Here is a 12,189-nt window from a genome sequence, read left to right on the forward strand (position 1 = left end):
TATAATCCGCGCCGCACAAGAACCCTTCACCCACCGAGACATGAAAAAACTGCTGCAGATCTCGCTCGCCCTGGCCGCCGTATTCGGCACCAATGCTGTCCAGGCGCAGGACGTCAAGGTGGGTGAAAAGAAGATCGCGATGTGCATCGGCTGCCACGGCATCGTGGGCTACCAGGCGAGCTTTCCCGAGATCCACAAGGTGCCCATGATCGCGGGCCAGAACGCCAAGTACATCGTGGCGGCGCTGCAGGCCTACGCCAAGGGCGAGCGCAAGCACCCGACGATGCGTGGCATCGCCGGCTCGCTGAGCGACCAGGACATGGCCGACGTCGCTGCCTACTATGAACAGCAGGCCAAGCTGCCCGCCGCGGCCGACAGCGTGCCCGCCGCGCCGGCCAACGTGGCCGAGCTGCTGACCAAGGGTGCCTGCATCTCCTGCCACGGCGCCAACTTCAGCAAGCCCATCGACCCGAGCTACCCCAAGCTGGCCGGCCAGCATGCCGACTACCTGACCGTGGCGCTCAAGTCGTACAAGACCGACAAGAACGCCAGCGTGGGCCGCAGTAACGGCATCATGGCCGGCCAGGTCAAGCAGTTCAGCAACGCCGAGCTGAAGGCCATCGCGGCCTACATCAGCACGCTGCCTACCGAACTGGCCACGGTGCCGCAGGGCAAGTTCCGCTGAGCCGCCGCTGCCTGCGCCAACAAGCCGCCCTGCGAGGCGGCTTTTTCACGCCCGGGGCCAAACCGTGCAGAGCTGCACACGGACCGCCCCGGCGGGCAGTGATACTGGGTGGCACTCTGACAACGTGGTCATGTTGAAGAAGATCGCCACTACCGACGTGAGACTGGGCATGTACCTCCAGGCGATGGAAGGCGCGTGGCTGTCTCATCCGTTCTGGAAGACCAAGTTCGTGCTGACGGACCCGGCCGATCTCGCTGCGCTGAAGGCCAGCGGCGTGCCGGCGGTCTGGATCGACAACGAGAAGGGTGTGGACGTGGCCGACGCGGAGCCCGCCAAGGTCAGCCCGATCATGACGTCGCCCGCGCCGGCCGTGGCATCGGCGCCGGCACCGGCGCCGGCTCCGCCGGCTGCGCGCGTGCCGGAGCAGCGCGTCAGCATGGAGGCCGAGCTGGACCGTGCCGCCCAGGTGCTGAACCGCTCCAAGGTGGCCGTCATGGCGCTGTTCGGCGAGGCCCGGCTGGGCAAGGCCATCGACAGCGAGGTCTGCCTGCCCATCGTCGAGGAGGTCGCGTCATCGCTGGCGCGCAACCCGTCGGCATTCGTGAGCCTGGCGCGGCTCAAGACCAAGGACGACTACACCTACATGCATTCCGTGGCCGTCTGCGGGCTGATGGTGGCGCTCGGGCGCCACATGGGCCTGCCGGACGACCAGGTGCGCGAGGCCGGCCTGGCCGGCCTGCTGCACGACGTGGGCAAGATGCAGATGCCGCTGGAGGTGCTGAACAAGCCCGGCGCGCTGACCGATGCCGAGTTCAGCGTCATGCGCAGCCATCCCGAGCGCGGCTTCGAGCTGCTGAAGGACGGCAGCAACGTGCCGCCGTCGGCGCTGGACGTCTGCCTGCATCACCACGAGAAGGTGGATGGCACGGGTTATCCGCACAAGCTGGCGGGCGACCAGATCAGCGTGCTGGCCCGCATGGGCGCCGTCTGTGACGTGTACGACGCGATCACGTCGACGCGGCCGTACAAGAGTGCCTGGGACCCCGCCGGCTCGCTGCAGCGCATGGCGCAGTGGAAGGGGCAGTTCGACCCCGTCATCTTCCAGGCCTTCGTCAAGAGCGTCGGCATCTACCCGACCGGCACCTTGGTGCGGCTGCAGTCCGGGCGGCTGGGCGTCGTGGTGGACCAGAACCCGTCGTCGCTGGTGGCGCCGCGCGTGAAGGTGTTCTATTCGACCAAGTCCAACATGCCCATCCCCGTGCAGGTGCTGGACCTGTCCGCCTCGGGCGCGACCGACCGCATCGTCGGCCGCGAGCCGCCGGAGAACTGGGGCTTCAGTCACTTGGAAGAACTCTGGAACCCCAACTCAAAAAGGTAATAAGGGGTCGCTCCTAAACTGCGCGCCGATGCAGTTGGGAGATCAGTGATGAAACGATGGATGGGGGCGGCCCTGCTGGGGCTGTCGGTGGGCTTGTCATTGAATGTGGGGGCGCAGACGCTGCGCTGGGCAGGGCAGGGCGACCCGCAGACGATGGACCCGCACTCGCAGAACGAGACGCTGACCAACAACATCAACTCGCAGGTCTACGAGCGGCTCATCCTGCGCGATGCGAAGCTGGCCCTGGTGCCGGGTCTTGCCACCGAGTGGAAGCAGACCGGCCCGCTGACCTGGCGCTTCAAGCTGCGCGCCGGCGTCAAGTTCCACGACGGCACGCCGCTGACGGCCGACGACGTGGTCTTCTCGCTGCAGCGGGCCAAGGAGCCCACGTCGCAGATCGCCGTCTATGCCAACGCGGTGGGCGTTGCCAGGCGCGTCGACGACCTGACCGTCGACATCCAGCTGGCGGCGTTCAATCCCATTTTCCTGCAGCATGTGGAGCAGCTGCCCATCATGAGCCGCAAGTGGTGCGAGTCGCACCGGGTGACGAAGCCGCTGGACTACAAGAACCGCGAAGAGAGCTTCGCTTCGGTCAACGCCAACGGCACCGGCCCCTTCACGCTGGTGAGCCGCCAGCCCGGCATCAGAACCGTGCTCAAGCGCAACCCGAACTGGTGGGGCAAGTTCGACGGCAATTTGCAGGAGGTCGTCTACACCCCGATCGCCAGCGACGCCACAAGGCTGGCTGCGCTGGTGTCGGGCGAGGTGGACCTCGTCAACGACCCGGCGCCGCGCGACGTGACCCGGCTGCGCAACACGCCCGGCGTGAAGATCATCGACGGCCCGGAGAACCGCCTCGTCTTCCTCGGCATGGACCAGGCGCGCGACAAGCTGCTGTACGGCAAGGCGGCGGGCGACAGGAACCCGTTCAAGGACGTGCGCGTGCGCCGCGCGCTTTACCAGGCGATCGATATCGAGGCGATGAAGACCAAGCTGATGGCCGGTCTGGCGGTGCCCACCGGCGCGCTGACGCCGTCCGGCGACGCGTCCTTCGACGACCCGGCGCTGCAGACGCGGCTGCCGCACGACCTGGCCGCCGCCCGCAAGCTGATGGCCGACGCCGGCTTCGCCGACGGTTTCGAGGTGACGCTGGACTGCCCCAACAACCGCTACATCAACGACGAGGAGATCTGCGCCGCACTGGCGGCGATGTGGGCGCAGCTCAAGATCAAGGTCAAGGTCAACGCGATGCCACGGGCGCTGTACTTCCCCAAGCTGGAGAAGCTGGACAGCAGCCTGTTCCTGTATGGCTGGGGTGGCAGCATCACCGACGCCGAGGTCATCCTGACGCCGGTGTTCCGCCACCGCGGCGCCAAGGGCGTGGGTGACTACAACTACGGCAACTTCCGCAACGACAAGGCAGACGCGCTGGCCGCGCAGAGCAGCGTCGAGCAGGACCCGAAGAAGCGCGAGCAGCAGATCCGCGGCGCGCTGGCCGAACTGCGCGAGCAGGTCAACGTGATCCCGCTGCACCGCCAGGTCATCCCCTGGGCCGCGCGCGCCAATGTGACGCCGGTGCACCGTCCGGATAACTTCGTCGAGCTGTCGTGGGTGCGGATCAGCCGCTGATTTCCACCGCTTAACGGCCCACCGCGGGCCGGCCTGGCGCGGCACACTGACCTGAGCCCCGTTTCAGACCGTGCCATGCCGTACCGCCTCGCCGCCCTCATCCTGACCCTGCTGCTCTGCGCCTGCGGAGGCGGCGGTGGTGGGGGCGACGCCGGCACCACGCCCACGCCGACGACACCGCCCACGCTGCGCGGCGTGGCCGCGACCGGCGCGCCGCTGGTGAACGCGCAGGTCAGCGTCGTGGACGGGCAGGGCAAGGCTGTCGGCACGGCCACCACGCATGCCGCGGACGGCAGCTACAGCCTGACGCTGTCCGTCACCAGCCCCGCCGCGCCGCTGTTCATCCAGGCGCGCGGCATGGACGCCGCCGGCACCATGCAGGTGCTGCACTCCACGGTGCCGACCGTCAGCGCCGCGATGGTGGGCCATGTGACGCCGCTGACGAATGCCGTCGTGGCGCTGGCGCTGGGCACCGAGCCCGCGCCGGTGTTCGCGGCCGCGGCCACCAGCAGCAGCCAGCTGACGCAGATGGCCACCGCCACGACGGCCGCCAGCGACTTCCTGAAGACGCTGGTCAAGACGCAGATCTCCGACCTCAAGCTGACGACGCTGGACCTGCTGGCCGACGCGAGCTTCACGGCGAACAAGAGCGCCCACGACCTGCTCATCGAGAGCGTGCGCGTTGATCTGGCGCGCTCCCGGCTGAACGTGCCGGTGCTGCAGATCGGCAACAAGTTCCTGGCCAGCCCGGCCGCCGAGGTCGTCGTGGAGCTGCCCACCGCGCAGACCGAGCTGCTCAAGACCACCGGCGCCACGCCGGCCAACGCCATCACGTCCACGCTGAAGGCCGCCACCAGCGCGACGACGCTGCTGGGCACTTTGTCCGGCCTGGACGATCTGGGCGCCGCGCTGAACCAGCTCATCGCGCAGGGCAAGGACATCACCACCGTGCTGGCCCACCCGCTGGTGACCGGCTATGACAAGCACAACGGCCGCGTGAAGACCGACCTGGGCGCCATCCTGTACGACTACTCGGCGGCCAACCGCCAGTTCGGCCGCTTCCAGCTGCTGGGCTGCGCCGACGACGCGCCGGCCACCGGCACCTGCAGCAAGGTGCTGGTGGGTGCGCTGGTCAGCGACACCAGTGGCACCGTTGTCGACGTGTTCAGCGATGCGGTCAGCTACAACAAGTCCGCGACGACGACCAACAAATGGAACCTCGTCGGCAACGGCAAGAAGCTCGCGGTGGCCGTGCATCCGCTGGGCTTTGCCGCCCGCAAGTCCGACGGCACGCCCGACACCAGCCTGTCGCCCAACCCGGGCATCGGCCTGCAGGTGGAGGTCCAGGCGCAGACGCCCGACCCGCTGCCCACCAACTCGCCCACCCAGCTGCTGAGCTCGGCCACCGTGCAGCTGCCGGGCGGCTTCAACATCCCGTTCGGCTACTGCAACCGGCCGTGGCTGTGCCTGTCGCCCACGACCGGTGCCACCAACCTCATCGCGACCGGCGGCGTCGGCGACCTGGCCATCCAGCGTGCCGCCGTGGGCTGGGTGGGCGGTGCGGACAGCACGCGCGGCGCCAAGTTCATCGTGAACTACACGCTGGGCACCACCACCGAGAACCGCAACGCCTACCTGCGCGCCGACGTGCTGGGCGAGCCGGCGCTGGCGCGCTTCCCCGCGCTGGACGGGCTGACCAGCAACCTGCTGCTGCGCGCGGTGGACCTGCAGGGCGGCACCTACGCCATCAACTGGGCCACTTGGGCCGCCGCCAACCCGGACCTGCGCCTCATCGAGATCAAGCGCGTGTTCCGTCCCACGGACGGCACGGCGCCCAAGGTGCTGGACACCGTCGTGCCACTGCCGCCCAAAGCCACCGTGACACTGGCCACCGCCTACGCGCCCGCGGGCACGGTGACGTCGGAGCTCTGGCTGCAGGCCATGGATTCGCAGGGCCGGCGCTTCCACACGCGCTACACCGGCGAGCCCTGAGCGCGCTGCGCCGCGCATGAACGGCGGCCTCAGGCGGCCGGCAACGTCAGCACCGCCAGCAGCCCGCCGATGGGGCTGACGCCCAGCTCCACCGAGCCGCCGTACAGCGTCGCCAGTTCCTGCACGATGGCCAGCCCCAGGCCGCTGCCCGGCGTGCTCTCGTCCAGCCGCTGGCCGCGCCGCAGCGCCTGGGCCATGCGCGCGGGCGGGATGCCGGGGCCGTCGTCGTCGACCGTCACGCGCAGCTGCCGGCCGGTCTGCACGGCGCTCACCAGCACCTGCGTGTGCGCCGCCTTGCAGGCGTTGTCCAGCAGGTTGCCCAGCATTTCCTGCAGGTCCTGCGATTCGCCGGCGAAGGCCAGGCCCGGGTCGATGTCGGCCCTGACGGCCAGCGCCCGGCCCGCGTGCACCTTCTGCATGACGCGCACCAGCCCGTTGGCCACCGGCTGCAGCGGCGTTTTGAGGCCGCCCGCGCCCTGGGCCGCCGCCGCGCGTGCGCGGGCGAGGTGCCAGTCGACGTGGCGGCGCGCCAGCTGCACCTGGTCCTGTACCAGCGCGGGTAGTGCCTGCAGTGCCGCCGAGTCGGTCTGCGCCTGCGTGGCGCCCTGGCCCAGGATGGCCAGCGGCGTCTTCAACGCATGCGCGAGGTTGCCGGCCTGGGCGCGCGCGCGCTCCAGCGAGGCGGCCTGGCGGTCCAGCACGTTGTTGAGGTCGTCCACCAGCGGCTGCACTTCGTCCGGGTAGCGGCCTGCCAGGCGCTGCGTGCGGCCGTCGCGCAGCGCTGCCAGCGCGTCGCGCAGCCGGCCCAGCGGCGCCAGCCCCAGCGTGACCTGCAGCAGCGCACCCGCGACCAGCTGCAGCAACAGCAGCAGCAGCGACCCCAGCAGCACGTGGTTGAACCGCGCGGCGGCCTGCTCCAGCGGCGCCGTGCTGGCCGCCACCATGACGCGCCACGGCACGGCCGCGCCATCGGCCTGCAGCCCGCGCTCGATCAGCAGCAGCGGTTCGCGGCGGTGGTTCAGCACCTCGTGCACGTGCAGCTCACCCGCAGCGGGCGCGTCGCGCGTCGCGTCGAGGTCCTCGTCCCACAGCGAGCGGGAGCGCAGCAGCCCCGGCCGGCCTTGCGCGCCGGCACCGTCGACCTGCCAGTACAGGCCGGAGTGGGGGCGTGTCCAGCGCGGGTCGGACAGCCGGGTGGCGTCCAGCACCGGCTGGCCCTGGGCATCCACCTCCAGCCGGGCGATGACCTGGTCCAGGTCCGCGGTCAGGCGCTCGATGAACTGCTGCCGCACATGGTCGCGGAAGAGGGCGGACAGCAGCAGGCCCGCGGCCACCAGCGTCAGCCCCGCGGTGAGCAGCGTCACCCCCAGCAGGCGGTGCCGCAGCGAGCGCAGGTGGGTCAACGCCAACGCGGCTCCCGGCACTCAGGCGGCGGGCACGAGCCGGTAGCCCAGGCCGCGGACCGTCTCGATGAGGTCGGCGCCCAGCTTGCGCCGCAGCCGGCCCACGAACACCTCCACCGTGTTGGAGTCGCGGTCGAAGTCCTGCGCGTACAGGTGCTCGACCAGCTCGCCGCGCGACACCACCTGCCCCGCGCGGTGCATCAGGTAGGCCAGCAGCCGGTACTCGTGCGCCGTGAGGCCGACGGTGGCACCTCGCTGCGTGACAGTGCCGGTGCGGGTGTCCAGCGTGATGTCGCCCTGCTGCAGCAGCGGCGACGCCAGCCCGTGCGAGCGGCGCACCAGCGCGCGCAGCCGCGCGAGCAGCTCCTCGGTGTGGAAGGGCTTGGCCAGGTAGTCGTCCGCGCCGGCGTCGATGCCGGCCACCTTGTCGTGCCAGCTGTCGCGGGCGGTCAGGATCAGCACCGGCATGGCCCGGCCCTGGGCGCGCCAGCGCTGCAGCACGGTCAGGCCGTCGAGCTGCGGCAGGCCGAGGTCGAGCACGACAGCGTCGTAGGGCTCCGTCATGCCCAGGTGCAGCGCCGCGGCGCCGTCTGCGGCCTCGTCGATGGCATAGCCGGCCTGCGTCAGCGTCTGCCCGAGCTGCGACCGCAGCACCGCGTCGTCCTCGACGAGCAGCACCCTCATGGCCGGCGCTCCGGGGTGGCGGCGATCGGGGCCTTGTCGTCAGGGGCCGGGCGTTGCCGGGTCCTGAGCACCTGGGCGGTGCGGGCGTCCACGTCCAGGCGCAGCAGCCGGCCGCCGCCTTGCAGCAGCTTGAGCTCGTAGACCCAGCGGCCGTCCTCACGCTCCAGTTCCACCTCCAGCACGTCGCCCGGGTGGCTGCGCTGCACTTTCTCCAGCACCTGCTGCAGCGGCAGCACTTCGCCGGCCTTCAGCGCGGCGCGGGCCCGGTCGTGATCGTGTTCGCGCCGGTCGTCCGCGCCGGCCGCGGCGAGCCACAGCGCGGCGACGCAGGGCAGGAGGGCGCGGGGCCAGCGGGGCGGTTTCATGGGTGCAGTGTCGGTGCCCGAAGCTGAACGGCGGATGAACGGGCGGTTCAGCAGGGGTTCAAGGGCGGCGGCCCACGATGGCGGTGCCACAGAAGGAGTACCCGATGACCTCGACGACCACCCCCGACGCCCCTGCCGTCGGTCATGCGCCAGCCGCGCGCCCGGCACGGCTGATGATCGACGCCCCCACGCGGGCTTTCCACTGGCTGTTCGCGCTGAGCTTCGCCGGCGCCTGGCTCACCGCAGAGTCCGAGCGCTGGCATGGCCTGCACGTGACGCTGGGCTATGCCTTTGGTGGGCTGCTGCTGTTCCGCCTGGTCTACGGCCTGGTCGGGCCCCGCCACGCGCGGCTGGCCCGGCTGTGGCAGCGCGTGTCGGGCCTGGGCGACTGGCTGCGCCAGGCCGGCGCCGGCCGGCCCGACCTGCCCCGCGCCGCCACGCTGGCCATGGGTGCGGCGATGTTGCTGCTGCTGGCGCTGGCCGGGCCGCTGGTGCTGTCCGGCTACGCCGGCCACGTCGACTGGCTGGGCCTGGAGGACGCGATGGAGGAGGTGCACGAGTTCTTCGCCAACACGGCACTGGCGCTGGTGGCCGCGCACCTGGGTCTGATCGTGGGGCTGTCGGTGCTGCGGCGGCGCAACCTCGCGGCGCCCATGCTGACGGGCCGCACGCCGGGCCCGGGCCCGGACCTCGTCCGCGCCAACCGCGGCTGGCTGGCGCTGCTGCTGGTGGCGGGCTGCCTGGGTTTCATCGGCTGGCACACCGCGCAGGGCGCCGCGCGTGGCGCGTCGGCGCCGCACGGTGAGCACCGCGGCGGCCACCACGATGACGATGATTGAGCCGATTGACGCTGAGGAGGCTCAGGGCGCCGGCTGGGTCGTCGGCCGGTCGTGGTCGCGGTCCGGGCGGTGCCAGGGGTCCACGTGCGTCATCAGGTTCAGCACGCGGTGGCGCTGCATCACGCGGCGCCGGGCCTCCACGGCGATGTCGTGGCCGGCCTCCACGGTCAGCGTCGCGTCCACCTCGATGTGCGCGTCCACCACCACCATGTCGCCCATCTTGCGGGTGCGGATGTCGTGCACGCCCATGATGCCGGGCGTGCCGGCCAGCGTCTGGCGGATGGCGGCGACTTCCTCGTCGTCCACCGCGCGGTCCATCAGGTCGTGCAGCGCATCCCAGCCGAACTCCCAGCCCATCTTCGTGACCATGAAGCCGACGATGGCGGCAGCGATGGGGTCGAGGATGGGGTAGCCGGCCAGGTTGCCGATGATGCCCAGGCCGACCACCAGCGATGACGCGGCGTCGGAGCGCGCATGCCAGGCGTTGGCCACCAGCATGCCGGACTTGACCCGCTTGGCCACGGCCAGCATGTAGCGGAACAGCAGCTCCTTGGCCGTCAGCGCACCCAGTGCCACCCACAGCGCGGCCATGTGCACCTGGGGAATGGCGTCGGGCTGCTCCAGCTTGACGGCGGCCGTCCACAGCATGCCCAGGCCCACGCCCAGCAGTAGCAGGCCCAGCACCAGCGAGGCGGCCGTCTCGTAGCGGTGGTGGCCGTAGGGGTGGTCCGCGTCGGCGTCTTTCTGGCTGTGGTGGTTGGCCAGCAGCACGACGAAGTCGGCGACGAGGTCGGACAGCGAATGCACGCCGTCCGCCACCAGTGCCTGCGACTTGGTCAGCACGCCAGCCACGATCTGCACGGTGGTGAGCACCAGGTTGACGATCACGCTGACCCAGGTGCTGCGCGAGGCGGCCGCGGCACGCTCGGCCTGCGTGTGCTCGGAGGCCTCGGAGTCATCGCTGGCGGGCGGGTAGGGGGTCACGTGCGAATCGTTGTTGGCGCCACACTGCCGCGGCGAAGACAAAGAAAAACGGCCCCGTGGGGCCGTTGGACTCGGTGCTTAGCCGGCGGTCAGTCGCGGTCCCGAGACACTCGCGGGCAACTGGCGGAAGCGGTGAGATTCGAACTCACGGAAGGCTCACACCTTCGACGGTTTTCAAGACCGTTGGATTAAACCACTCTCCCACGCTTCCGGAAGGCTGCGCATTCTACGGGTGCCGGCTCAGCCGCCGGGCTTCTGCGCCTGTTCGCAGTCCACCTGGAGGATCTCGCGCGACGTGCCGTCGATGCGCGCAGCCGTCAGCCGGCCGCCCCAGATGCAGCCGGTGTCCAGCCCCAGCAGCGTCGGCCGGTCCAGCAGGCCCAGCGTGGACCAGTGGCCGAACGCGATGGGGGTGTCGGCGGTGCGCCGGCCGGGCACGTCGAACCAGGGCAGGTAGCCGGCGGGTGCGGCGCCGGCGCCGTCCTTGGTCTTCAGGTCCATGTCGCCGTCGGCGGTGCAGAAGCGCAACCGCGTCAGCGCGTTGACGGTGACGCGCAGCCGCGCGTTGCCTGTCAGGCCGGCATCCCAGCGGGCCGGCTCGTTGCCGTACATGGCGTGCAGAAAGTCGGGCAGGGCCGGGCCGCGCAGCACGGCCTCCACCTCGGCGGCGGCGGCCAGCGTGTCGTCGCGGCTCCACTGCGGCACGACGCCGGCGTGCACCATCAGCCAGCCGGCCTCGAACACAGCCAGCCGCTGCTGGCGCAGCCAGACCAGCAGCGCGTCGCGGTCGGGGGCCTGCAGCACGGGCGCCAGCGTGTCGCTGCGGTGTTCCTGTCGCGCGCCGTGCGCCACGGCGAGCAGGTGCAGGTCGTGGTTGCCCAGCAGGCAGGTGGCAGCGCCGTCCAGCGCCTGCAGCCGGCGCAGCGTGGCCAGCGACTGCGGGCCGCGGTTGACGAGGTCGCCCAGCAGCCAGAGCCGGTCCCGCGATGGCGAGAAATCGATGCGGGACAGCAGGCGGTCCAGCGCGTCGCAGCAGCCCTGCACGTCGCCGATGAGGTAGTTCATGCCGTCATGCTAAATGGACTAGGGATGTCGGGATTTCTGACACAAGTGCGAATAAGTTCCGAAAGCGATCTCCAAGTGCTTGTTCTGAAATGGAAATTCAGCGTGGCTTGAATATTGCGAAAGAGGTCCACCCCAGGCTGGTGCCTGGACCTGTTTCATCTTGGAGACCCCATGTACAACGACAACCCCGCACCGCGCGCCAGGCTGCTGAGCCTGCTGGTCGCCGCGGCCTGCGCCGGCGTGGCGCTGCCCGCCGCCGCCGATCCCTCCATCTCGCTGACCGCCGTCTACGCGCTGGACGGCGCGGCCGAGGCCGATGCCATCGCCGATACCGGCTTCACCGCGCCTCCCAGTGGCGGTGACTTCTACTTCAGCAAGGACTCGGGCACCTCCAGCGTCTTCTTCCACACGTATGGCTTCACGAGCAGCCCGACGTACTTCGGCGCCCGTGCTTCCGGCCAAGGCCTGGACTTCTACGCGAAGACCAGCGCGCTCTACAGCGGCACCTACACGAACACGTCCGGCAGCGCCATCGCGCTGAACTTCAGCTTCAACCTGGACGGCGGCGAAGTGGCGCTGTGGGGCACGGGCAATGGCTCGGCCAACCTGCGCCTGCAGATCCGCCGCAACGGCAGCGTCGTCAGCCAGGGCGACACGCTGATCACGCAGGTCGGCGCCACGGTCAACTGCTCCGAGAGCGACATCGGCGCGCTGGGCGCCTGGGCCAGCTGCGCGGCCGCGGATTCCAACTCGGTGTGGGGTGCCGGCGGTGCCTACTCGGTGGACATGGGCCTGGTGGCGGCAGGCGAGACCATCACCATCGACTACGACATTGTCTCGACAGTCAGCGGGCAGTACATCGACGGCGCGGAGAGCTCCGGCAACTGCAACTACGGTGGCTATGCCCGCAATGCCGAAGGCGGCGAGCAGTCCAACGGGCCCTGCGTGAGCTACAACGGCATCGCCCGCTCCGGCGACCCGTTCAATGGCAACGAGCCTTTCGTCAACGCCGACTTCCTGCTGACCGCCGAGGCGGTGGACCTGCCCGAGCCGGGCAGCCTGGCCCTGCTGGCCGCGGCCGGTGGCGGGCTGCTGGTGAGCCGACGCCGACGCGGCGGCGGTTCCGCCGGCTGACGGCGCCCGCGTCCCTTGGCGAGCGGCACCT

General features: G+C 70.4%; 11 protein-coding genes and 1 tRNA gene. 6 read left to right on the forward strand and 6 right to left on the reverse strand.

The window, feature by feature from the left end:
• Window positions 1-40 precede the first annotated feature (40 nt).
• The 4 genes from AC1Q7O_RS19360 (at window position 41) to AC1Q7O_RS19375 (ending at window position 5,684) form a co-directional block, all read left to right on the forward strand.
• On the forward strand, window positions 41-685 hold the full coding sequence (locus tag AC1Q7O_RS19360; protein ID WP_492657461.1) for a c-type cytochrome: 645 nt from the start codon (window positions 41-43) through the stop codon (window positions 683-685).
• Window positions 686-815: 130 nt separating this feature from the next.
• Complete coding sequence (locus AC1Q7O_RS19365) at window positions 816-2,063, forward strand: HD-GYP domain-containing protein (RefSeq protein WP_492657460.1); 1,248 nt, start codon at window positions 816-818, stop codon at window positions 2,061-2,063.
• Window positions 2,064-2,111: 48 nt separating this feature from the next.
• Window positions 2,112-3,692, forward strand: coding sequence for an ABC transporter substrate-binding protein (locus AC1Q7O_RS19370; protein WP_492657459.1), 1,581 nt, complete (start codon window positions 2,112-2,114; stop codon window positions 3,690-3,692).
• A gap of 75 nt (window positions 3,693-3,767) precedes the next feature.
• Window positions 3,768-5,684 carry a hypothetical protein gene (locus tag AC1Q7O_RS19375; RefSeq protein WP_492657458.1) on the forward strand — a complete coding sequence of 639 codons (1,917 nt, stop codon included), beginning with the start codon at window positions 3,768-3,770 and terminating at the stop codon, window positions 5,682-5,684.
• Between the two features lie 29 nt (window positions 5,685-5,713).
• Here the strand turns inward: AC1Q7O_RS19375 and AC1Q7O_RS19380 are convergent, their stop codons facing one another.
• From AC1Q7O_RS19380 to AC1Q7O_RS19390, 3 genes are read right to left on the reverse strand one after another with little or no spacing between them, the layout of a single operon-like run.
• Window positions 5,714-7,093: a sensor histidine kinase gene (locus AC1Q7O_RS19380; RefSeq protein ID WP_492657457.1), complete on the reverse strand. Its 1,380-nt coding sequence runs from the start codon at window positions 7,091-7,093 to the stop codon at window positions 5,714-5,716.
• Window positions 7,094-7,108: 15 nt separating this feature from the next.
• The gene (locus AC1Q7O_RS19385; RefSeq protein ID WP_492657456.1) at window positions 7,109-7,771 is read right to left on the reverse strand and encodes a response regulator; all 663 of its coding nucleotides are present in this window, start codon (window positions 7,769-7,771) and stop codon (window positions 7,109-7,111) included.
• Complete coding sequence (locus AC1Q7O_RS19390) at window positions 7,768-8,136, reverse strand: PepSY domain-containing protein (RefSeq protein ID WP_492657455.1); 369 nt, start codon at window positions 8,134-8,136, stop codon at window positions 7,768-7,770. The genes AC1Q7O_RS19385 and AC1Q7O_RS19390 overlap by 4 nt, the downstream gene beginning before the upstream one ends.
• A 104-nt stretch (window positions 8,137-8,240) precedes the next feature.
• On the opposite strand from AC1Q7O_RS19390, the gene AC1Q7O_RS19395 reads away from it, so the two are divergent.
• The gene (locus tag AC1Q7O_RS19395) at window positions 8,241-8,975 is read left to right on the forward strand and encodes a cytochrome b/b6 domain-containing protein (protein WP_492657454.1); all 735 of its coding nucleotides are present in this window, start codon (window positions 8,241-8,243) and stop codon (window positions 8,973-8,975) included.
• Between the two features lie 21 nt (window positions 8,976-8,996).
• Here the strand turns inward: AC1Q7O_RS19395 and AC1Q7O_RS19400 are convergent, their stop codons facing one another.
• The 3 genes from AC1Q7O_RS19400 to AC1Q7O_RS19410 form a co-directional block, all read right to left on the reverse strand.
• Window positions 8,997-9,959 (reverse strand): cation diffusion facilitator family transporter, encoded by a 963-nt coding sequence (locus tag AC1Q7O_RS19400; protein WP_492657453.1) that lies wholly within the window; start codon window positions 9,957-9,959, stop codon window positions 8,997-8,999.
• A gap of 121 nt (window positions 9,960-10,080) precedes the next feature.
• Window positions 10,081-10,170, reverse strand: a tRNA-Ser gene (locus AC1Q7O_RS19405).
• Between the two features lie 29 nt (window positions 10,171-10,199).
• Window positions 10,200-11,024, reverse strand: coding sequence for a symmetrical bis(5'-nucleosyl)-tetraphosphatase (locus AC1Q7O_RS19410; protein WP_492657452.1), 825 nt, complete (start codon window positions 11,022-11,024; stop codon window positions 10,200-10,202).
• Between the two features lie 171 nt (window positions 11,025-11,195).
• On the opposite strand from AC1Q7O_RS19410, the gene AC1Q7O_RS19415 reads away from it, so the two are divergent.
• On the forward strand, window positions 11,196-12,158 hold the full coding sequence (locus AC1Q7O_RS19415; protein WP_492657451.1) for a PEP-CTERM sorting domain-containing protein: 963 nt from the start codon (window positions 11,196-11,198) through the stop codon (window positions 12,156-12,158).
• Window positions 12,159-12,189 lie beyond the last annotated feature (31 nt).

Source organism: Roseateles sp. GW823-FHT07B05, assembly GCF_058794515.1.